Below are 20,436 nucleotides of genomic sequence, written 5' to 3'. Positions count from 1 at the left end.
ACGGACGGCGAAGGATCTGCGTGCGCTTGTCTCGAGCTTAAGTCGCAACCGGCACCAACCCCGCCGGTGTAACGGCAACAATGCGTTCGCCGGGTGTAGGCGGTGTTTCATGCAACCCCGTCAACGTACCGAACGCGGGCAGCAGTCCGCTGTGCTCGCCAAAACGAAAGGCCGGCAGGCGATGCTTTCGCCAGCCGTCGTGCAGCATGATGCCGGGGTGGACGTGCCCTGCGAGAACGTAGCGGCCCTCGATGGTGGCGGGTTCGTGGCGCAGCAGGATGTTGTCGATGCGCAGCGATTCGGGGATGACTTCGAAGCTGAGGTCGCGCGCGTCGAAATGGCGGTCGTGGTTGCCGGCGATCAGGGTCATGGTGATGGCGGCGTGTCGCTGTCGCCACGCGTTGACCTGCTGGATCCAGGGAGCATCGAGCGGCGCGGCGCCGTGAACCAGGTCACCGAGTACGAAGACGCGCGTAGGCCGGTAATGGGCGATCAATACATCGAGTCGGGCGAGATCGTGAGCCGTCTGGCCTGTCGGGACCGCCACGCCGGAACGCCGCAGAACGGAGCCTTTGCCGAAGTGCACATCGGTGACCAGTAGCGCCTTGTGCCGCGGCCAGTACATGGCCCGGTCGGCGTGCAAGGTCCAGCTATCGCCGGCGAGGCGGATACGCGATTCGATCATCGGTCGGCGGCTTTTTCGAGGGTGGCCAGCATACGCTCGACGCGGCTTTTCCAATCGTCCGCGTGCACCCCGCCGCGCAGGCGCTCCACCCACAGCGGAAACGACAGCGGCGTGAGGCGCGGCGGTTCGACGTAGAGGATTTTGCCGCGCGCGATACGGATCAGGCAGTCGCGCAGGCGCGGATAGTCGAGCTGCTGGTCGAGCACTTCGCGCTCGGCCTGCCACAGCAGCGGATGCTCGGGATCGTGCTGGCGCAGCACGTCGAACAGCAGGCCGCTGGACACCTGCAGCTGGCGCAGCGTCTTGTCCTGGCCTGGGTAGCCGTTGAACACGAGGCCGGCTACGCGCGCCACTTCGCGAAACTGCCGCCGCGCCAGTTCGGTGAGGTTGATGCTGGTGCGGATATCGCGGCGCAGGCCCCACGGATGCAGCAGCTGGCGCATGGTCTCGGCATCCAGTGCGGGCAGCCTGCGTGCGGTGATGGCGAGGCCGTAGTCGTTGACTGCGTAGCCGTAGTCCGCCTTGGCGATCTGCGCCAGCCGATAGCCGAGCACGGCGGCCAGGCCTTCGTGCGCGAGCCGGCCGGCGAACGGATAGACGAATAGATGTTCGCCGTCGCGCGTATGCGTGCGTTCGATCAGCACCTCGTCGACATTGGGCAAACGCGACTGCGCGCGCTGGATCGCCAGCAGCGGATGCAGAGCGCGCATCTCGGCTTCGGGCGCATCGGTGTCGGCCAAGGTGCGGCGCAATTCGGTCGACAGCTCGTTGGACAAAGGCATGCGCCCACCCATCCAGCGCGGCACGCCACCCTGGCGATTCGGCGCCGGCCGCACGTAGGCATTCATGTCGCGCACGCGCACCAGCTCCAGATGTTTGCCGGCAAATAGGAAACGGTCGCCCGGTCGCAGCCGCGAAACAAAACTTTCTTCCACGGCACCGAGCCGCGCGCCTTTCATATACCGCACCTGCAGGCTGCCGTCGGCCGTGATGGTGCCGATGGAAAGGCGATGCAATCGCGCGACGCGCTTGCTTTCGACGTGGAAATGGCCGTCCAAATCGCACTGCAGCTTCTGGTATTCCGGATAGCCGACCAATGCCGTGCCGCCGTTTTGCAGATAGGCCAGCACGGCATCGAACTGCGCGCGCGGCAGCTGCGCATAGGCACGCGTGGAGCGCACTTCGGCATAGGCCTGGTCCGCTTTGAAACCGCCGCCGAGCGCGCGTGTCAGCAGATGCTGGGCCAGCACATCGAGACAGCCGCGCAGCGGATGCCGCGGCTCCAGATGGTGGGCGGCCAGCGCGCGCCGCGCGGCCGCGATCTCGGCCAGCTCCAGCAGGTGCGTGGGCACGCACAGAATTTTCGACGGCAGGCCCGGCGAATGGCCGCTGCGGCCGGCGCGCTGCAGCAGCCGCGCCACGCCCTTGGGGCTGCCGATCTGGATCACCCGGTCGACGCTGGAAAAATCCACGCCGAGGTCGAGGCTCGACGTGGCGACCACGCAGCGCAGCGTGCCCTGGCGCAAACCTTCTTCCACCGCGAAGCGCAGCTTGGGATCGATCGAGCCGTGGTGCACGGCCAGCGTTTCCGGCGCTTCGGGCCACACGGCGGCGAGCGCCTCGTGCCACAGCTCGGCCTGCGATCGCGTGTTGGCGAACACCAGCGCCGAGCGTACGTCGAGTACGGCGCGTAGCACTCGCGCCAATTGCTTCAGTCCGAGATGGCCGGCCCAGGGAAAGCGTTCGCCAGCATCGGGCAGGGCGGTCTGAATCTGGATTTTCTTGTTGCCGCTGCCGCCGATCAGCACGCCGTCGCCAGCGAGCGTCTGCATCGCTTCATCGAGATTACCCAGCGTCGCCGACAGTCCCCACACGCGCACTTCGGGCTTCAGAGTGCGTAACCGCGACAGACCCAGCTGCAGCAGCGTGCCGCGCTTGTTGCCGATGAGTTCGTGCCACTCGTCCACCACCACGCCGCGCAGATGGCGAAAGCGCTCGGCGACGTCGGGATAGCTCAGCAGCAGGGCCAGACTCTCCGGCGTGGTGACCAGCAGTTCGCAGTCGCCGCGGCGCAGTCGCGCGCGCTCGGCGCTGCTGCTGTCGCCGGTGCGGCGAAGCACGCGCCACGGCAGCTCCATTGCTTCGACCGCCGTGGTCAGATGCTGCGCCGTGTCCGTGGCCAGCGAACGCAGCGGCGTGATCCACAAAAGCTGCAGGCCGCGCGCGGGATTGAGCACCGCGTCGATCAGCGGGCCGCCCACCGCCGCCAGCGTTTTGCCGGTGCCGGTGGGCGCATGGATCAAACCGTTGTGGCCTTCCGCCCATGCTTTCCATGCCGCGCGCTGAAAAGCAGCGGGCTTGCGATCGAGCGTGGCGAACCACGCGCGCAGGCGGGCTTCAGCCCGACGCCAGGCGGCGGAGGTCGTCGAGCTTGTCGGCATCAGCGATGCTCTTGTCGGTGCGCCAGCGCAGGATGCGCGGAAAGCGCGTGGCCACGCCGGATTTGTGCCGTGCGGAAAGCTGCACCGCTTCGAACGCGAGCTCGAACACGTGCGTGGCTTCTACCGCGCGCACCGGACCAAAACGGTCAGTAGTGTGCGCGCGAATCCAGCGGTCGAGCTGGCCGATCTCCTTGTCGTCGAGGCCCGAATAGGCCTTGGCCACCGGCACCAGCGTATCGCCGTCCCAGACGCCGAAGGTGTAGTCGGTGAACAGGCCGGAGCGGCGTCCGTGGCCCGGCTGCGCGTACAGCAGCACGGCGTCGAGCGTGTACGGATCGACCTTCCACTTCCACCAGTCACCGCGCTTGCGGCCCACGCGATACGGCGAGTCGAGCCGCTTCAGCATGAGGCCTTCGGTCTGGCGCTGGCGCGACTGCTGGCGCTCGACGGTCAGCGCGGTCCATGAGTCGGCGACCACGGGAGGCGACAGCATCAGCGCCGGATCGACACCGTCGATCAGTGCGGCGAGCATGTCGCGGCGTTCGCGCAGCGGCTGTTCGCGCAGATCGCTGCCGTTGTGCTCGAGCAGGTCATACGCCATGAAACACACGGGTGCGCTGGTTAGAAGCTTGGCGCCAGGCTTCAGTTTGCCGATGCGCTTCTGCAGCGCGGTGAACGGGCGCGGCAATTTTTCCTGCGCATCCCAGGCGAGGATTTCGCCGTCGATGACGCCGTCGGATTTCAGCGCGGCGGCGGCCTCTTCGATTTCGGGGAAGCGGCCGTCGAGACGCTCCTCGCCGCGCGACCACAGGCCGACGTGGCCATCGCGGCGCATCAGCTGCGCGCGGATGCCGTCCCACTTCCATTCGGCCATCCATTCGTCCATGTCGCCGAGCATTTCCGCCTCGTGCTCCAGCGGCGAGGCGAGAAAAAAAGGGTAGGGGCGATCGGCCAGATGTTCGTCGTCGCCGGCGGCGTGCGTCAACGCGGTCAGCGCATCGGCGGCGGGTTTCCACTGGCCGCTCATGCGATGCGCGATAAGGTCAGTCGGCTGGCCCGACCACTGCGCGATCGCCTGCACTACGAGGCGATGCGATACGCCGACGCGCAGCGAGCCGGTGATCAGCTTGTTGAGCAGAAACACCTGCGCCGGCCTTAGCGCGCGCCACCAGGCCTGCAGCTGCGCGACGCGATCGGCGCTTTCCAGCTTCGCCAGCGCGGGCAGCTTTTGTTCCATCCATGTCTGCAAGGGCTCATCGGCCAGCGAGCCGTCGCCTTCGGGCAGCATCAGCGCAATGGTTTCGGCCAGGTCGCCGACCTGCTCGTAGCTCTCGTCGATCAGCCAGTCGGCGTAGCCGGTGCTGGCGGCCAGCGCCTGACGCAGTTCGGTCGAGGTGGCCAGCCGGCGCAGCTTGCCACCGCCGAGCACGTATGCCGCCCAGGCGGCGTCGCCCGCGGGGGCGTCGCGCAGATAGCTGGCGATGGCCCCGCGTTTGGCCAGGGTCGAGGCGGTGCGATCGAGTTCGGTATACAGCGTGGCGAAGCGGTGCATCAGCCGCCGCTCTCGTTGTCGGTGCCGCGCAATACGTGCAACGACTGCGCGTCGTGGCCGAGATCGCGCAGGTGACGAATCAGCGTATCGCCATCGCCGTGTGTGACGTAGATGCGGCTGGCCTGGCTGTCTTCGACGCTGCGGATCAGGCCGGGCCAGTCGGCGTGATCGGACACCACGAAACCGCGGTCGTAACCGCGGCGGCGACGGTTGCCGCGTATCTGCATCCAGCCCGAGGCGAAGCCGGTCGAGGCTTTGCTGAAGCGCTTCATCCACGGCGAGCCGGCGGCCGAGGGCGGCGCAAGGATCAGTTCACCGGCAAAGTTGCGGCCGCGCGCGGACTCGCTCACCGGCTCGGTCGGCACCATCCGCACGCCGGCCTCGCGATAGCTCTCGACCAGCCGCAGCATTGCGCCGTGCAGATGCACCATGCGCTCGGTGCGCGGTGCGAGCTCGGCAAGGATGCGCTGCGCCTTGCCCAGCGCGTAGCAGAACAGCACGGCCGGAATTTGTTTCTGCGCGCAGTCGTCCCACCACGCCAGCAGGTCGTCGATCACCTGCGTCATCGGCGGCCAGCGGTACACCGGCAGACCAAACGTGGACTCGGTGACGAACACATCGCAAGACACCGGCTCGAACGGCACGCAGGTGGGATCGGGATCGCGCTTGTAATCGCCCGACACCACGACCACGCGCCCGCCGTAGGCCATGCGGACCTGCGCCGAACCCAGCACGTGCCCGGCCGGATGCAGCGAGACCTCGACCTCGCCCATGCGAAAGGTTTCGCCGTAATCGTGCGCGTCGATCAGCGCATCCTGGCCCAGCCGCTCGCGCATCAGCCCGATACCCGCCGCCGCGACCTGATACCGCCCGCTGCCCGAGCGCGCGTGGTCGCCATGCGCATGCGTTACCACCGCCCGCGCCACCGGCAGCATCGGGTCGATAAAGAAATCGCCGGCCGGACAATAAAGGCCTTCGGGGCGCGGCTGGAGCAGGGGATCGGACATGCGTTGAAGTTAGGCGGTGAAGCGTCAATGCTGCGGCAATGCCCGTGACTCCGCGACGCGTCGCATTGTCACGCGTGCTTCAGGCTAGAACCTCCCGCAACGCCGCGTCTTGCGTGCGCGGAGGGTCGCTGAAAAGCACGGTCACACCCTCGGCAGTGTCGAAGAGAAAATGACATGAAGGCCCTGGCGCTCCATGTTCTGTGCTCGCACCACCCGGTCGCTAAAAGCAGGGGGAAGTTTTCCTGCGGGTTACGCGGCACCGCAACAGCGCAGCGCATTGAGCAACACGGTGAATGCCTGAGTCGGCTGGCGTCGGTTCGGGTAGTACAAGTGATAGCCGGTGAAGGGCGGCGTCCAGTCGGTGAGCAGTTGGACGAGTGCGCCGCTGTCGAGGTGCGGTTGCACCTGCGTCTGGGAAAGATAGGCGATGCCGAACCCGTCCAGCGCCGCCTCGAGCATCGGCAGGATGCTGTTGAAAATCAGCTGCCCTTCGACGCGCACGCGCAGCTCCTTGCCGTTCTTTTCGAACTCCCAGGCATAGAGGCCGCCGTAGGTCGGCAGGCGCAGATTGATGCACGCGTGATGGGTGAGATCCTGCGGCGTTTTCAGTTTGGCTCGGCCCTTCAGATACGCCGGCGCGGCGACCACCAGCATGCGCATGGCGGGGCCGATCGGCACCGCGATCATGTCCTTGGCGACCATGCCGCCCAGGCGGATGCCGGCATCGAAGCCCTCCGCGGCGATGTCGGTCAGGCCGTAATCGGTGACGACTTCGATCTTGATGTCCGGGTAGTCCGGCAGAAATCGGCGCAGCGCTGGCCAGAGCACCGAGGTCAGCGCGTTTTCATCGGCGTTGATGCGGATGGTGCCGGCGGGCTTGTCGCGCAGGTCGCCGAGCGCGTCGAGTTCTGCCTCGATTTCGTCGAGCCGGGGGCCGACCGAGCGCAGCAGGCGCTCGCCGGCCTCGGTCGGCGTCACGCTGCGCGTGGTGCGGGTGAGCAGGCGAATGCCCAGGCGTTCCTCGAGCCCGCGCATGGTGTGACTGAGCGCCGATGGCGACACGCCCAGCTTGGCGGCGGCACGGGTAAAGCTGCGTTCGCGCGCCACGCTGAGAAAGGCGACCAGATCGTTGGTGTTGACGCGTGCCATTGCTGAGATTTTCTCACAACTTCATACGCATATTGGCGTCTAGTCGCATATGTCCTCGGAGACTACCTTGAACGCCGGACCTCGACGCTGGCGACGAGGTTCACTCTTTCCACGCCAGCGACGAGGAGCATCACCATGGAACTGAAGCGCGCGGGGTCGCAGCCTTCCCAGAAAGGCCCGGACGACTATTTCACCGGCACGGTACGCATCGATCCCTTGAACCATCCGCCGGCGCCGGCGCGTGTTTCCTGTGCGGCGGTGACGTTCGAACCGGGTGCCCGCTCGGCATGGCATACCCACCCGCTGGGCCAGACGCTGATCGTCACGGCAGGCTGCGGCTGGACGCAGTGCGAGGGCGAAGCGATTGTCGAAATCCGTGCCGGCGACGTGATCTGGTGCCCGCCGGGCCACAAGCACTGGCATGGCGCCACCTCGACCACGGCGATGACGCATATCGCGGTGCAGGAAGCGCTGGACGGAAAGAACGTCATCTGGCTCGAGAAAGTCACCGACGAGGAATATTTGGCTGGCCCGGCGCAGGGCTAAGTTGCTCCCGCGCCCTGACACGGCCGTTCGTCAATCGCTGAAGCAACAGCAACGCGCGCCGAGCCGTGCCACGACAAATCAAATCACACACTTCGAATCCGAGGAACCAACCATGAATCCGATCTATGACTTCAAGGGCCTGGTCGCCCTCGTCACCGGCGCCAGCTCCGGCCTGGGACTGGCCACGGCGAACGCATTTGCCCAGGCAGGTGCAGCAGTCGTGCTCGCCGACCGCAACGAGGTGGCATTGAAGGCTGCCACCGACGCGCTGACGGCGGCCGGTCATCATGCCATCAGCGTCGTCTGCGACGTCACCGACGAAGCGCAGGCCGCTGCGATGGTCGAGCGCACCGTCGCCACGTTCGGCCGGCTGGACATGGCATACAACAACGCCGGCATTCTCGGCCCGATGGGCGACGTCACCGACGAAACCTCGGAGGCGTTCGACGAAGTGAATGCCGTCAATCTGCGTGGCATCTGGACCTGCATGAAGCACGAGCTGCTGCAGATGCGCCAACAGGGCAGCGGGGCGATCGTCAACTGCTCCTCGCTGGGCGGGCTCGTCGGACTGGCCGGTCGCTCGGCATACCACGCCAGCAAGCACGGCGTGATCGGCCTGACCAAGAGTGCCGCGCTGGACTACGCGACGCGCGGCATTCGCATCAATGCCGTGTGCCCCGGCTGCATCGAGACGCCAATGGGCGACGGTATCGACCCTGCGGCGATGAAGGAATTTCTGCGCGATCAGCCAATCGGCCGCATGGGCCGTCCGGAAGAAATCGCCGCTGCGGTGCTGTGGTTGTGCAGCCCGGGCGCGAGTTTTGTGCTCGGTGTTGCTTTGCCGGTCGACGGCGGTTTCGTCGCTCACTGATCGTCGATCGGTGATGCTTGATTAACTCATCCGCCGATCGAACGCGCTTGGCACCTACCGGAGAAATGTATGGCTGACGAACCGACCAACGCACGCCAATCCTTTGGCGATATCGCACCGCATCTGGCCGAGATTACCGACAAAGTCCTGTTCGGCGATGTCTGGGAGAATCAGGCGCTGTCGGCGCGCGATCGCAGCCTGGTGACGATCACCAGCCTGATCTCGCTCTATCGCACCAACGAGCTGCCGTTCCATTTGAAAAAGGCCTTGGACAACGGCATCACGAAAGACGAAATCATTGCCACGATTACCCATTTGGCCTTCTATTCCAGCTGGCCAACGGCGATGTCTGCGCTGCAGATCGCGCGGAAGGTATTCGAAGACAACAAAGGTTAGGAAGCACGGTTCGCCCAGGCGTCGTGGCACCGATGCGTCAGTGTTCCCAAGGCGCAGCCGGATGATGCGAATCAACGGAGCATAAAAAAGAGGCTCCGCACAACGGGGCCTCTTTCATTTTCAGCGGCAGAACGATCAGCCGCCGTTTTTCTTCAGCCACGCATCGATGGCCGGCAGGCGCTTTTCGCGAATCATCATGCGATAGCGGATGCCTGCGATGGCGGTGTCGGCTGCGCGCCTCGAGCTTACGGCGATATGGGCCTTGGAATAGGCCTCGATCTTGCCGATCATCGCCGGATCCACCGACGCCGCACCCAGCATCGGGTAATAGCGGCTGCTCGAGGTAGAGTCGACCAGCTTGTCGACCTGATCGCGGTGGGCCACGGCGAAGTCGAACGCCAGGTCCGGATGACGGCGTGAGACGTCGGAAAGCATGCCCGCGCTGGTCGTGGCGCCGGGCTCGGGCGTAAGAGCGAGATCCAGCGCCCGCTTGGCCAGCGTTTCATCCTCGCTGGTGGACAGCAGGCCATAGAGTTCGTCCTTGATCAGTGGCGTGGTCTCGGCCTTGGCCTGGGCATGCAGCTTGTCCCAGGTGGCGGAGTCGGCGTGGCTGGCCGCCACGTAGAGGATGGATTTGCGCAGTTCCGACGGCATGCTGTCCGGATGCGCATAGTAGTCGCGCGCCTTGACGATGAGATCCTGGTCGCCCAGCTGCGAGAGCGTAGCGATGAGCTCGGTGCGCAGGATCTTGGTCGGGCCGCTTTCACCGGTCTGTGGCGTCCAGCCGATGCGAGCAAACTCCGGTGCAAGGCGTGCAATGGCGAATTTGCGCAGCACGGCCTGGCGTGCGGTATCGCCCTTGTAGTAGTTGTCCAGACCGGACAGTACGCCGGCAACTTCTTCCCATATTTCCGGGCTGGCGTCGGCCTGCACGCGCTGGACCAGATTCAGCACGTCCGACGCTGGTTGCAGGCCGGCCATGCCGAGCGACCAGGTATCGCCCATCAGGCCGAGCTGGTCGATCTCGGGCAGCTTGGTGAAGGATTCACTCAGCGCCTTGAATGCCGTCGGCGTGTACAGCGTGCGGTAGTAACCGCTCTGGCCGGCATTCACCACGATCGGGCCGCAACCCGGCACATTGAGCGTTCCGTGACCGTCGACCAGGGTGCTTACCGGGGCACCGCCGAGCGACTGCGCGATTACCGGCACATGCCAGCGCAACGGCGTCTTGTCGGGGCGATCGCGGGTGAATTCGCCCTGCGTGAGGTTGACCGTAGTCGTGCCCGACTGGCAGCTGGCCGCTTCCACTTTGATCAGCGGAATGCCGGGCTGCAGGGTGAAGTCGTGCGCGATCGCGGTGATCGGCTTGTTGCCTTGCGCGTCCATCGCCTTCCACAAATCGTCGGACACCGTGTTGCCGTAAGCGTGCGCCTTGATATAGCGCTGAACGCCGGCACGCCAGGCGTCCTCGCCCACGTAGCCTTCGAGCATGCCGATGACGGCCTCACCCTTGGAATAGGTGATGGTGTCGAAAGCCTGGCTGGCCTGCTCGACGGTGGCGATGTTTTGCACGATGGGATGCGTGGTGGCGACCGCGTCGACGCTCATGGCGCCTTCGCGCACACCTACGGCGTAAAGGTGGGTGTGCCACTCCGGATGCAGCTTCTCGGTGGTACGGCTGGCCATCCACGAGGCAAAGCCCTCGTTGAGCCACAGGTTGTCCCACCAGCGCATGGTGACCAGATCGCCGAACCACTGGTGCGCCATTTCGTGGGCGGCGGTATTGAACACTTCCTGCTTGTCGCTCTGCGTGGCGATGGCTGGATTCAGCAGCAGGCTGTATTCGAAGGTAAAGATCGCGCCCCAGTTTTCCATCGCGCTGAAGAACTGGCTCTGCCCAGGTGCCGCGATATTGTCCAGCTTGGGCAGCGGGTAGGGCACGCCGAAATACTGGTTGTATTCGTGCAGCACGTCCTTCGCCGACTTCAGCGCAAAATCGGCCTGACCGACCGAGCCCTTCTGCGCGATCACGCCGATCTCGGTGCCATCGGACGTGGTGGTGGCACGATCGAACTGGCCGGTGCCGAAAAACAGCAGATAGGTCGACATCTTCGGCGACGGCTGGAACGTCACGCGGCTCAGGCCGTTGGCCAGCTTGGTGGTCGAGGCCGCCGGCATGTTGCTTACCGCCATCTGGTCCGATGGCACGGTGACGTCGAGGTTGAAGGTGGCCTTGTAGGCGGGCTCGTCCCACGAGGGAATGAAGCGGCGCGCGTCGGAGTTCTCGAACTGCGTGTAGAGCGCGCGCTGCTTGCCGGCCTTGCTGTCATAGTCCAGCGCAAAGAGGCCATTGGCCTGGGTGCCGATCTTGCCGGTGTAGGTCATCGCCAGCTTGTAGCTGCCGGCGGCCAGCGGCTTGGCGAAGGTGAAGGTCGCCGTCTGCGCGTCGGCATCGATGCTAACCTTCGGGGTCGCCACCGGCTTGCCGTTGACCGAGGTCAGGGCCACTTTCGAGAACACCATGTCCTCGGCATTGAGAGTGATGCTGGCGGTCGGCTGCTGCACGTCGACGGTGATGGTGACCTGACCATCGAAATTCATCGCCGCCGCGTGCGGCACGATGGAGACATCGTAATGGCTCGGCACCACGCCGCGCGGCAGTTGGGTCGGCGCCAGTGCCGATGCTTCGGCTGGCGACGTGGTCGGCGCTGCGATGCCGACGAGGCTGGCACCGCTCAGGGCCAGGGCGATACCCGATACCAGCAACCGGCGCATGTAGAGTCTCCGCATGACGATCTGCTCCCCAAAACCGTCGATGCTGGAGGGGATGCGTTCCGGCGGACACTGCCGAAAGTCATGCCTGCTACGCTAGGGGCCTCAGGCGACGAACTGAAGCTTCGCGAGTTCCGAATACAGCCCACCCTCAGCCAGCAGGTCGTCGTGCGTGCCTTGCGCCACAATACGACCGCCGTCCATCACCACGATCCGGTCGGCGCGTTTGACGGTGGCCAGGCGATGGGCGATGACTAGGGTCGTGCGGCCTTTTTCCAGCCGCTCTAGCGCTTGCTGGATGGCGGCTTCGGACTGCGCGTCGAGCGCGGAGGTGGCTTCGTCGAGCAGCAGCAGCGGCGCATCGCGCAGGATCGCGCGGGCAATCGCTATGCGCTGGCGCTGGCCGCCGGACAGGCGCACGCCACGCTCGCCCATTTCGGCCGCGTAGCCGTCGTTGAGTGCGCTGATGAAACCATCTGCTTCCGCGGAGCGCGCAGCCTCGCGTACTTCCTCGTCACTGGCCTCCTGTCGGCCGAAGCGGATATTGTCCGCCGCGCTGCCGCTGAAGATGATGGTTTCCTGCGGCACCAGGGCAATCGTTTTGCGTAGGTCGTCCAGCGCCAGCGCGCGCAGGTCGACGCCGTCGATGCATATCCGTCCGGCCTGCGGGTCGTAGAAACGCAGCAGCATCGACAGCACCGTGCTCTTGCCGGCACCGGATGGGCCGACCAGCGCGACCGTCTCTCCCGGGTTGATGACGAGGGTGAAGTCATGCAGTGCCGCAGCGTCCGGGCGGGTGGGATAGTTGAACGTCACGCCCTCGAAACGAATCTCACCGCGCACGGGCTGGGCGAGCCGCGTCGGGTTGGCCGGTGCGGTGATGCTGGCGCGCTCGGCCAGCAGTTCGCCGATGCGTTCCATCGCGCCGGCCGCACGCAGCACGTCGCCCCAGACTTCGGACAGTCCGGCGACCGAGCCGGCAGCGAAAATGGCGTACAGCACGAACTGGCCCAGCACGCCGGCATCCATCGTGCCCTGCAGCACATGACGTGCGCCGACCCACAGCACCAGCGTGATGGCGCCGAAGACCAGCACGATGACCGCCGTGGTCAGCAGCGAGCGCATGCCGATGCGGCGACGGGCGGTGGCCAGCGCGCGGTAGATGGCCGAACCGTAGCGGCTGCTTTCGATGTCCTCGCGGGCATAGGCCTTGACCGCCGTGGAGGCGTTCAAGGTTTCGTTGGCGATGGCCGCGGCGTCAGCCAGCCGGTCCTGGCTGGCGCGCGACAGCTTCTGCACGCGCTGGCCGAAGATCAAGATCGGCAGCATGACGCCGGGAATCACCAGCGCGGTGAGGCCAGCCAGCGAGGGCGCCGTCCAGACCATCGCCACGGCCGCGCCCAGCAGCATGACCGCACTGCGCAGCGCAATCGATACACCCGATCCGATCAAGGCCTGCACCACTTCGGTATCGGCGCTCAGGCGCGAGGTCAGTTCACCCACGCGGCTCTTTTCGAAAAAACCGACGTCGAGGCGAATCAGATGCGAATAGAGCTTGTCGCGCAGCGACGCCAGCGCCCGCTCGCTCAGCAGGGTGATGCAGAAGTAGCGTGCGGCAGTGGCAAAGGCCAGCACCAGCGCCACGCCGAACAGTGCGATAAAGGTGGCGTTGATAACGCCCAGACTGGAGTGACCAAAACCCTGGTCGATGATGTGCCGAAAAGCCATCGGCAGCACCAGCGACGCGCCCGATGAAAGCGCCAGAAAGAACAGCCACCCAATGGCCAGCGCGCGATGCGGTTTGATGAAAGGCCAGAGCTGGCGCAATGCGCCTACGCGGCGAACAGAGCGGGGTTTGTCAGTCGAGGAGTCGCTCATGAGTTCTCGCAAGATGGGTCGATAAATTTTTGGCTGTCCGAAGCGCGCAGATCAGGTCGGCAAGCCACCCTCACCGTTCACCCTCGGCGCGCCGACACGAAGTCGAAGGGCCGCGGGCTGGAACTTTCAGCGATTGCGCGCCCGCTGTCGAACGCAGACGTTGCCATTGAAGTGGGGCGCATGATCGCCGATTCAATCCAGCCATACGGCCATGCCGCGCCCGCGGCTGATGTCCATGATGCGCGCCTGCGCCTCGGCGACGCGACTTTCCGGTAACTGCAATTGCAGCTCTACGCCGTCGGCGTCGAAGGTTTCGCTGTGAATATCGGCCTGCCAGTCCTTCAGTCGCCCCTTCAGCAAACTCAGTTCGGCGAAATCGCAGTGCAGACCGAGGCGTGCCATCGATACGATCGGCAGCCGCTCGGCGCGTCGCAGGCATTCCGCCGCGGTGCCGCCATACGCGCGCACCAAGCCACCCGCGCCGAGCTTGATCCCGCCGTACCAGCGCGTGACCACGACCACGACGCGATCCATGCCCTGACCTTCGATCGCCTGCAGGATCGGTCGTCCGGCGGTGCCGCCGGGTTCGCCGTCGTCGTTGAAGCGATAGTCCTGGCCGGTGCGATAAGCCCAACAGTTGTGTGTGGCCGTGGCATCGGCCACCTCCTGCACAAACGCCAGCGCTGCCGCCGTCGATTCCACGGGCGCAGCCTGCGCCAGAAAACGGCTTTTCTTGATGTCGTCCTGATGCCGGCATGGGCCGGCCAACGTATGCGGCAATTCGCTCATGGTGGGGCAAGTTTCGCATGCGGCAAGAGGATCGGGCGGCCTATGGCCGCAGTCACTTTACCGTCGCGGTAGCATGGCGGTCTTTTCCACGCTTTTGTCGGACCCTCGATGATCAACAACGACGTCATACGCAGCATCCGCTACATGCTCGATCTCAGCGACGGCAAGGTGGTGGAGATCACCAAGCTGGCAGATGCGAATTTTCCGATCGAGAAAGAGAATGTGCAGGCCTTTCTGAAAAAGGACGGCGAGGAGGGCTACGTCGAGTGCAGCAATACCGTCCTGGCACATTTTCTCGACGGCCTGGTGGTGCAGCGCCGCGGCCGCGACGAGAGCCAGCCGCCGCGACCGATCGAAAAGCGCGTCACCAATAACGTGGTGTTGAAAAAGCTGCGCGTCGCGTTCGAGCTTAAGGACGTCGACATGCACCAGATTCTGGCCGACGCCGGTTTCCCGATTTCCAAGCCCGAACTCAGCGCGCTGTTCCGCCAGCCCGATCACAAGAATTTTCGCCTCTGCGGCGACCAGCTGCTGCGGAATTTTCTGAAGGGACTGATGCTGCGCCTACGCGGCGCTTGAAAGTACACGCCTTGCTTGGAGCAACGCGGCACGACGTTAGAGCCGGTTCAATATCTCCGCGTTGCCCGCGCCGAAGCCGTCTTTGGCACGGTGTACGTGGCCAGCGCGCTAGCGGTGGTGCCGGCCCTGGCGAGAAAACGTCGACGGCCGGCGTGCTGGTTCGCCAGCGCATCGGAAGACTCGGATTCGGTATCTCCGACTGACCTCTTATTTGGCGAGGGCGCCGATCTGCTGCAGGAAGGTCAGGTTGTCTTCCAGATGCCAGTTCTCAGCGATGCGGCCTTCGGCAATCCGGTATATGTCGGTAGCGATAAAGTCGATCGCCTGACCTTTGCCGTGCATGCCCTTGAACTGGCCGGTGAAGTGACCCGTGAAATGCAGGTGCGCGACGACGCGGTCACCCGCGACGATCATCTGCTCGACCGTGCAGTGCAAGTCGGGAACGGCCGCGTGGAACGCTTTTGACGCGGCGAGTGGACCGGCAACGCCCTGCGGACGTCCCGATGGCAGGGTGCGGTCGATGAAACCGGGAGCCAGCGCTGCGCGCGCCAGCGCTTCGTCACCGCTGGTCCAGAACGTGTCATAACGACGCGCGGCCAATAGCTGGGAGTCGAGCCGATCTTTCGGCAGACTCCTGTCGACCACTACCGTCTCCGGCTCGACCAGTGTGTCCGTGGCCGACAAGGCCGGCGCGGCCAAGACGACGCCCCACGACGCAAGCAGCAGAAAACGAGTGGATCGGCGGCGTTTGATCGGTGCTGGTGACATGAGATGGCTCCATTGCTAAAGAGGCAGCGCGACAGGGCGCCCGGTCGGTAGTTTTGCCGGCCGAAGCAGAGCATCACTCTTTGTTTGCAGCCGAAATACTGGCGTGGAAAGGATGAATCCTTTCCATTTTGTAGATAATCATCGCCATGATCGATAGCCTCCCGAACCTCGCCGCGTTTGCCCGCATCGTTTCTGCCGGGAGCCTGTCGGCCGCCGCACGTGAGCTTGATATCTCACTGGCGGTCGTCAGCAAACGGCTGGCGCAGCTGGAAAAGAGTCTGGGTGTGCGCCTGATCCAGCGCACCACGCGACGCCAGACGCTGACCGAGGAGGGCGTACTGTTTTACGCGCAGGTCGTGCGGATTCTGGCCGAGGTGGAAGAGGCCGAAGCCTTGATTTCACGCCGTCGGGGAACCGTCGGCGGATTGCTTCGCCTGAGCGCGCCGAGGGCGTTCGGCCGGCAGTGGATCGCGCCGATCGTCAGCGATTTTCAGCGGCTGCATCCGCGGCTGAGCGTGCAGCTCGAATTGACCGATACCGTTATCGATCTGCTGGAGAACGGTGCGGATATGGCCATCCGTTTCGGCAGCCTCGCCGATTCGTCACTGATCGCACGGCAGCTGGCGCCGAATTATCGCGTGCTGTGCGCGGCGCCTGCCTATCTGAAAAAGTACGGCGTCCCTAAGCATCCCGACGAGCTGGTCGGGCACCGCTGCATCATCATGCGTGACCAGCCCTGGACCGACTGGCGCTTCGAAAACGGTGACTCCATGACTGTGCGCGTCACCGGTCCGTTGCTCAGCAACGACGGTAGCGCAGCGCACACCTGGGCACTGGAAGGCGCAGGCATTGTGCTGAAGTCGATCTGGGACGTCGGTGACGATATCGCCGCCGGCCGCCTGCGCCGCGTGTTGCCGAAGTACCGCATATCTTCCGCACCGCTGCACGCCATCTATCCACACAGCCGCCATCTCGCACCGCGCGTGCGTGCGTTCATCGAATATCTCGGTGAGCGGTTGCGTGAGGCTTGGCGCTGGGATGAAGGTTGACGGATTTTTCGACTTTTGCCGTCGTGCAAGAGTCTCTTGATCCCTGAAGAGGTTGGCACGGCTATGTCGATGGCGATGGCGAGATTCCCTTCGGCAGGCTCGTATCGATCCATTTGTCGATGAAAACCTCAATCGCCACGCGCTGAGGCACATCGATACCGGCCTCCCGCACAAAGGCCGCCGCTGACTTGACGAGCGACTGCCTCGCCACGTTGCCGGCTTGTCGCGTGGCGGCCTGCTTCTGCCGAAGCCCGACGACGTGCGGCGAGGGCTGCCCGGGTTTGGAGAATTTCTGGTATCGGCGAAGTTCGTCGGCGACCAGCGCGGTGTCGAACGTTGTCTGGAGTAAAGCTTTGCGGGCTTTCAGCAGCGCGATCAGCTCGTGGGCCGCCCGGGTCAGCGTGCCGCTTCCATCGGCGTTCAAAACTAGCGCCGTCAGCTGCGAAGGCAGTTGCGCCTCGGCAGCGGGTGTCGGGGCATCGGCGAGACGCTCCAGATGGGCGAGAAATCCGCTTTGCGCAAAGGGCTGCAGTGTCGTCATGGGCGTATTTCATCAGGCTCGCATCGGAGGCATGGACGATACGCGTTAAACAGGCGCTAAGGGCATACGACATCGAGCGTCCGAACATGGCGCTGGGCGCCATCGCACCCACGCGGAGTAGCCTTGACCTCCTAGTTCCACTTTTGGCGAGCGCTAGAAGCGGGGTGATCACCATGCCTACTTCCCCACATCCCCTCCCTTCAAATCGATCATCGGGATCGAGCCGGCGCCGACGACCTGGGGCAGGATGCCGTTCCAGCGCTGCATACCGTAGAAGTGGACGTAGTCGGGGTTGGTTTTCAGCGCGTTGCCGACGGTGGCGATGGCCTTGGCCTGAGCGTCGGCCTGCAGCACGGTGGCCTGGGCTTCGCCGTTGGCGCTTTCGACCGCGGCCTGTGCTTCGGCGGAAGCGGTGACGGTTTTCTGCTGGCCTTCGAACTTTTTCTGCGCGACGGTGTTTTCCGCCTGCACCGCGAGGTTCTTGGCGCGCACGGCTTCCTCGATGGACTGGTCGAACACGGGCGAGTAGTGGATGCCGGTGAGCTGCACGTCGATGGTCTCCACGCCGAACAGTCGCAGCAGCGCTTCGCTGACGTCCTTGCGCATCTGCAGGGTGATCTGCGAGCGCTGGTCGGAAATGGTCAGCGTGTTGTAGCGTGCGAAGGCGGCCAGCGCGCGGTCGCGCACCACCGGCAGGATGGTGCCGTCGATATCGAAGGCGCCGGCGCGGCCGACGTGGTAAAGCAGGTTCATCACTGCGGCGCTGGGGATCTGATAAATGATGCTGACGTCGATGGTGACTTTCTGATTGTCGTTGGTATAGACGTCCAGCGCGTTGAGCGTGTAGACCGAGCGGCTGGTCTGAATGCGGTCGACGTTTTCGAAGAACGGCACCTTGAAGTGCATGCCGGTGGTCAGCGGCGCGGTCGTCATCGGTGTACCACCGAGCCAACGCGTGCCGGCCTCCTCGCTGGGCGAGATGACGAAGACGCTGTTCAACAGAAGAACAATGACGATAACGACGATCAGAATCGCACCGACCGAAAATTTTCCGGCGGCGCCTGTGCCGCTATTCAACAGCAGATTTTTCATGTGCTTTCCCTTTCCCCTGGCTATCGCTCGCGCAGATCGCGGCGAGGGTGGGGAGCGTACACCGGTGCCGATACGGGTAGCTAGCGAGGGCTGGCTGGTAGTCGCCAAGGGTTACTGACGGCATTACGGCGTCGCTTCAGCGTCGGCGCTGAGCGTTCCGCAAGAAAGCGCGTTCGTACGGGTTCGACTGCGGCAGCGAGATGCCTGCGCTGGCAAATTTTGTGAACGGCATGCGGGCCTTTCACCGCCGCGACACAGCGTCATCACCTAGGCGCGGCCATCTTATCGTCAAAGATGCTGTATTTTTTTGCGCCGCAGGAAATCGCGGACCGACGAGGAGGCTATCCATGACTTACAAACCGCGCGTACTGATGGTCGAAGATGAGGTGTTCATCGCGATGGTGCTGGACGACCTGCTTTCCGATGCGGGCTACGAAGTCCACGGCGTGACCAGCCTCGCCGAAGGGCTTCGGGTATCGAAGATCGACGGTTTCGACGCCGCCATTCTCGATGTAAACCTTGGTCGCGATCTGGTATTTCCCCTGGCGGAACAGTTGCGCGAGCAAGGCGTGCCGTTCGTATTTGCATCCGGGTACGGCAAGGAAGAGATACCGCAGGATTTTCACAACTACGAAACCCTGCTCAAGCCGTACGACTCGAAAACGATGTTGAAAGCTATCGCCACGTTGCTGTGCGACCGCGAGAAGGTCTGAGCCATTCCATAGACCGACATTGGCCCGATACCAGTGACCAACGGATACGAAAAAGGCGCCTGCTTGGCGCCTTTTTCGTATCCGTAACGCTAACGGCAGCTAGGCACCGAGAAACGCCAGCAGATCGTGGTTGAGCTGATCCTTGTGCGTGATGTACAGCCCGTGTGGAGCGCCGTCATAGGCTTTGAATGTGGCAGAAGGAAGCAGTTTGGCGGTGCGTTCACCGCTGGTCTCGAACGGTACGGTCTTGTCGCTCTTGCCGTGGACGATCAAGGTAGGAACGTCGATCTTTTTCAGGTCGTCGCGGAAATCGGTCTCGCTGAACGAGCGCACGCAGTCGAGCGTGGCTTTCAACGACGCGCGCAGCGCCAGCGACTGGTTCCAGTCCAGCACGGCCGAACTCACGGCGTGGTGCAGGGCACTGACGCCGAAAAAGCCCTTGGCGAAGCTTTCCAAAAAATCCGGACGATCCTTGGTGATGCCTTCGACCATGCCGTCGAATACGCTTTTGTCCACGCCATCCGGGTTGTTGTCGGTCTTCAGCATGAACGGCGTTACTGCGCTGATGAAGGCCACCTTGCTGACACGCTCGCCGCCATGCCGGCTCATATAGCGAGCGATTTCGCCGCCGCCCATCGAAAAGCCCACGAGCGTGACGCCGGTGAGGTCGAGCCCCACCAGCAAGCCTTTCAGATCGTCAGCCAGCGTGTCGTAGTCGTAGCCGTCCCACGGTTTGGACGACTCGCCGAAACCGCGGCGGTCGTAGCTGATGACGCGAAAACCCTTGCCGGCCAGAGCCAGGATCTGGTTTTCCCACATCTGCTGGCTGACCGGCCAGCCGTGGATCAACACCACCGGCGCGCCGCTGCCGACGTCTTCGTAGAAAAGCTCGACCGGCTTGCCGCTTCGGTCCTGATTGACTTGGATGGTGGTCATCGAATGCTGCCTATATCGGGGAGGGGACACTCTTGATATCAGCGCATCGATGAAAAACGTGGCAATGAAAACCGCGTGAGTCAACGCTCAAGAGCGACGCCGCTCTTGAGCGCTACATGGCGTGCCTATGACCGACTGCTGCCTATTGCACGGCTACGCGGGACGTCGGCGCGGATTCCAGCAGATCGTCGTCCTTGATCCGGCTGACCAGACGCAGCGGCTGGCCCCATGGCGTAAGAAAAGTCACGGCAAGCTTGCCCGCGTCCTGGCCGGTGGTCAGACGGATCGGCGATCCCACCAGATGGACGTGATTGGCGCGCAGCCAGCTGGCGACGGCAGGCGCATCGTCGGCGTCGAGCGTGAGCGTCGGTGAAGCCCCGATCGCACGCGGCGCGGGATGTGCGGATACCTGAGTGATTTCGACCGTGGTGTCGCGTCCGCAGGCCATCAGCGAAGCGGCGGCGGATGCCGTATCGCCACCGTCGCTGATGACGCTGCAGTTCATCACGTCGCGGAAAAACGTGACAGCCTGGGGCAGGTTGGGAGCCTGCACGGCGACATAGTCGCCCGAGTCATGAGTCGCATGGACCAGCGCGGGTAGCGTAGCAACGGTCAGCAATAGCGCGGCAAAGAGGTGCAGCAGTGGCTTGTTCACGACAGGCGTCCGGTGGA

The 20,436-nt window shown here is 64.2% G+C and carries 19 protein-coding genes; 6 read left to right on the top strand and 13 right to left on the bottom strand.

Annotation, left to right across the window (positions count from 1 at the left end; genetic code table 11):
- Positions 1-37 precede the first annotated feature (37 nt).
- The 5 genes from pdeM to HDE78_RS01850 all read right to left on the bottom strand — a co-directional run bounded on the left by pdeM (position 38) and on the right by HDE78_RS01850 (position 6,834).
- A complete protein-coding gene (gene pdeM / locus HDE78_RS01870; protein WP_179476816.1) occupies positions 38-685 on the bottom strand; it encodes a ligase-associated DNA damage response endonuclease PdeM in 648 nt (215 codons plus the stop codon).
- Positions 682-3,126 (bottom strand): ligase-associated DNA damage response DEXH box helicase, encoded by a 2,445-nt coding sequence (locus HDE78_RS01865; protein ID WP_179476815.1) that lies wholly within the window; start codon positions 3,124-3,126, stop codon positions 682-684. The genes pdeM and HDE78_RS01865 overlap by 4 nt, the downstream gene beginning before the upstream one ends.
- Positions 3,083-4,678, bottom strand: coding sequence for an ATP-dependent DNA ligase (locus HDE78_RS01860; RefSeq protein ID WP_179476814.1), 1,596 nt, complete (start codon positions 4,676-4,678; stop codon positions 3,083-3,085). Before HDE78_RS01860 ends, HDE78_RS01865 begins: the two co-directional genes overlap by 44 nt.
- Positions 4,678-5,685, bottom strand: a complete 1,008-nt coding sequence (locus HDE78_RS01855) for a ligase-associated DNA damage response exonuclease (RefSeq protein ID WP_179476813.1) — start codon at positions 5,683-5,685, stop codon at positions 4,678-4,680. Before HDE78_RS01855 ends, HDE78_RS01860 begins: the two co-directional genes overlap by 1 nt.
- Before the next feature lie 249 nt (positions 5,686-5,934).
- Positions 5,935-6,834: a LysR family transcriptional regulator gene (locus HDE78_RS01850; protein ID WP_179476812.1), complete on the bottom strand. Its 900-nt coding sequence runs from the start codon at positions 6,832-6,834 to the stop codon at positions 5,935-5,937.
- A gap of 135 nt (positions 6,835-6,969) precedes the next feature.
- Here HDE78_RS01850 and HDE78_RS01845 point away from each other — a divergent pair, with 135 nt between their 5' ends.
- From HDE78_RS01845 to HDE78_RS01835, 3 genes are all read left to right on the top strand, one after another.
- Positions 6,970-7,380: a cupin domain-containing protein gene (locus HDE78_RS01845; RefSeq protein WP_179476811.1), complete on the top strand. Its 411-nt coding sequence runs from the start codon at positions 6,970-6,972 to the stop codon at positions 7,378-7,380.
- A gap of 112 nt (positions 7,381-7,492) precedes the next feature.
- Positions 7,493-8,251, top strand: a complete 759-nt coding sequence (locus HDE78_RS01840) for an SDR family oxidoreductase (protein ID WP_179476810.1) — start codon at positions 7,493-7,495, stop codon at positions 8,249-8,251.
- A gap of 69 nt (positions 8,252-8,320) precedes the next feature.
- A complete protein-coding gene (locus tag HDE78_RS01835; protein WP_179476809.1) occupies positions 8,321-8,647 on the top strand; it encodes a carboxymuconolactone decarboxylase family protein in 327 nt (108 codons plus the stop codon).
- Between the two features lie 135 nt (positions 8,648-8,782).
- Here HDE78_RS01835 and HDE78_RS01830 read toward each other — a convergent pair whose 3' ends face one another.
- The 3 genes from HDE78_RS01830 to HDE78_RS01820 form a co-directional block, all read right to left on the bottom strand.
- Positions 8,783-11,422 (bottom strand): M1 family metallopeptidase, encoded by a 2,640-nt coding sequence (locus tag HDE78_RS01830; RefSeq protein ID WP_179476808.1) that lies wholly within the window; start codon positions 11,420-11,422, stop codon positions 8,783-8,785.
- 102 nt (positions 11,423-11,524) lie between these two features.
- The gene (locus HDE78_RS01825; RefSeq protein WP_179476807.1) at positions 11,525-13,297 is read right to left on the bottom strand and encodes an ABC transporter transmembrane domain-containing protein; all 1,773 of its coding nucleotides are present in this window, start codon (positions 13,295-13,297) and stop codon (positions 11,525-11,527) included.
- A 192-nt stretch (positions 13,298-13,489) separates the two neighbouring features.
- A complete protein-coding gene (locus HDE78_RS01820; RefSeq protein ID WP_179476806.1) occupies positions 13,490-14,086 on the bottom strand; it encodes a YigZ family protein in 597 nt (198 codons plus the stop codon).
- 108 nt (positions 14,087-14,194) lie between these two features.
- Here HDE78_RS01820 and HDE78_RS01815 point away from each other — a divergent pair, with 108 nt between their 5' ends.
- Positions 14,195-14,665 carry a DUF1456 family protein gene (locus tag HDE78_RS01815; protein WP_179476805.1) on the top strand — a complete coding sequence of 157 codons (471 nt, stop codon included), beginning with the start codon at positions 14,195-14,197 and terminating at the stop codon, positions 14,663-14,665.
- A 207-nt stretch (positions 14,666-14,872) separates the two neighbouring features.
- Here HDE78_RS01815 and HDE78_RS01810 read toward each other — a convergent pair whose 3' ends face one another.
- On the bottom strand, positions 14,873-15,433 hold the full coding sequence (locus HDE78_RS01810; RefSeq protein WP_179476804.1) for an ester cyclase: 561 nt from the start codon (positions 15,431-15,433) through the stop codon (positions 14,873-14,875).
- A 146-nt stretch (positions 15,434-15,579) separates the two neighbouring features.
- Here HDE78_RS01810 and HDE78_RS01805 point away from each other — a divergent pair, with 146 nt between their 5' ends.
- Entirely contained in the window at positions 15,580-16,482 is a 903-nt protein-coding gene (locus HDE78_RS01805) for a LysR family transcriptional regulator (protein ID WP_179476803.1), read from the top strand.
- Positions 16,483-16,543: 61 nt separating this feature from the next.
- Here the strand turns inward: HDE78_RS01805 and HDE78_RS01800 are convergent, their stop codons facing one another.
- Complete coding sequence (locus tag HDE78_RS01800) at positions 16,544-17,023, bottom strand: hypothetical protein (protein WP_179476802.1); 480 nt, start codon at positions 17,021-17,023, stop codon at positions 16,544-16,546.
- A gap of 177 nt (positions 17,024-17,200) precedes the next feature.
- Positions 17,201-18,115, bottom strand: a complete 915-nt coding sequence (locus HDE78_RS01795; protein ID WP_179476801.1) for an SPFH domain-containing protein — start codon at positions 18,113-18,115, stop codon at positions 17,201-17,203.
- Between the two features lie 347 nt (positions 18,116-18,462).
- Here HDE78_RS01795 and HDE78_RS01790 point away from each other — a divergent pair, with 347 nt between their 5' ends.
- The gene (locus HDE78_RS01790) at positions 18,463-18,828 is read left to right on the top strand and encodes a response regulator (protein WP_179476800.1); all 366 of its coding nucleotides are present in this window, start codon (positions 18,463-18,465) and stop codon (positions 18,826-18,828) included.
- Positions 18,829-18,927: 99 nt separating this feature from the next.
- Here the strand turns inward: HDE78_RS01790 and HDE78_RS01785 are convergent, their stop codons facing one another.
- Together HDE78_RS01785 and HDE78_RS01780 are read right to left on the bottom strand one after the other, a co-directional pair.
- A complete protein-coding gene (locus HDE78_RS01785; RefSeq protein WP_179476799.1) occupies positions 18,928-19,764 on the bottom strand; it encodes an alpha/beta hydrolase in 837 nt (278 codons plus the stop codon).
- A 142-nt stretch (positions 19,765-19,906) separates the two neighbouring features.
- The gene (locus HDE78_RS01780) at positions 19,907-20,419 is read right to left on the bottom strand and encodes a VOC family protein (RefSeq protein ID WP_179476798.1); all 513 of its coding nucleotides are present in this window, start codon (positions 20,417-20,419) and stop codon (positions 19,907-19,909) included.
- Positions 20,420-20,436 lie beyond the last annotated feature (17 nt).

Source organism: Rhodanobacter sp. K2T2 (genome assembly GCF_013408815.1).
In the GTDB taxonomy this organism is placed as follows: domain Bacteria; phylum Pseudomonadota; class Gammaproteobacteria; order Xanthomonadales; family Rhodanobacteraceae; genus Rhodanobacter.
This window is presented reverse-complemented; position numbering and strand designations above follow the sequence as displayed.

Coding starts and splice junctions, on each gene's coding strand:
- HDE78_RS01860 (WP_179476814.1), bottom strand. CDS start 4,678: ATGCACCGCTTCGCCACGCTGTATACCGAACTCGATCGCACCGCCTCG.
- HDE78_RS01825 (WP_179476807.1), bottom strand. CDS start 13,297: ATGAGCGACTCCTCGACTGACAAACCCCGCTCTGTTCGCCGCGTAGGC.
- HDE78_RS01805 (WP_179476803.1), top strand. CDS start 15,580: ATGATCGATAGCCTCCCGAACCTCGCCGCGTTTGCCCGCATCGTTTCT.
- HDE78_RS01820 (WP_179476806.1), bottom strand. CDS start 14,086: ATGAGCGAATTGCCGCATACGTTGGCCGGCCCATGCCGGCATCAGGAC.
- HDE78_RS01840 (WP_179476810.1), top strand. CDS start 7,493: ATGAATCCGATCTATGACTTCAAGGGCCTGGTCGCCCTCGTCACCGGC.
- HDE78_RS01850 (WP_179476812.1), bottom strand. CDS start 6,834: ATGGCACGCGTCAACACCAACGATCTGGTCGCCTTTCTCAGCGTGGCG.
- HDE78_RS01830 (WP_179476808.1), bottom strand. CDS start 11,422: ATGCGCCGGTTGCTGGTATCGGGTATCGCCCTGGCCCTGAGCGGTGCC.
- HDE78_RS01855 (WP_179476813.1), bottom strand. CDS start 5,685: ATGTCCGATCCCCTGCTCCAGCCGCGCCCCGAAGGCCTTTATTGTCCG.
- HDE78_RS01815 (WP_179476805.1), top strand. CDS start 14,195: ATGATCAACAACGACGTCATACGCAGCATCCGCTACATGCTCGATCTC.
- HDE78_RS01795 (WP_179476801.1), bottom strand. CDS start 18,115: ATGAAAAATCTGCTGTTGAATAGCGGCACAGGCGCCGCCGGAAAATTT.
- pdeM (WP_179476816.1), bottom strand. CDS start 685: ATGATCGAATCGCGTATCCGCCTCGCCGGCGATAGCTGGACCTTGCAC.
- HDE78_RS01785 (WP_179476799.1), bottom strand. CDS start 19,764: ATGACCACCATCCAAGTCAATCAGGACCGAAGCGGCAAGCCGGTCGAG.
- HDE78_RS01845 (WP_179476811.1), top strand. CDS start 6,970: ATGGAACTGAAGCGCGCGGGGTCGCAGCCTTCCCAGAAAGGCCCGGAC.
- HDE78_RS01865 (WP_179476815.1), bottom strand. CDS start 3,126: ATGCCGACAAGCTCGACGACCTCCGCCGCCTGGCGTCGGGCTGAAGCC.
- HDE78_RS01835 (WP_179476809.1), top strand. CDS start 8,321: ATGGCTGACGAACCGACCAACGCACGCCAATCCTTTGGCGATATCGCA.
- HDE78_RS01790 (WP_179476800.1), top strand. CDS start 18,463: ATGACTTACAAACCGCGCGTACTGATGGTCGAAGATGAGGTGTTCATC.
- HDE78_RS01810 (WP_179476804.1), bottom strand. CDS start 15,433: ATGTCACCAGCACCGATCAAACGCCGCCGATCCACTCGTTTTCTGCTG.
- HDE78_RS01800 (WP_179476802.1), bottom strand. CDS start 17,023: ATGACGACACTGCAGCCCTTTGCGCAAAGCGGATTTCTCGCCCATCTG.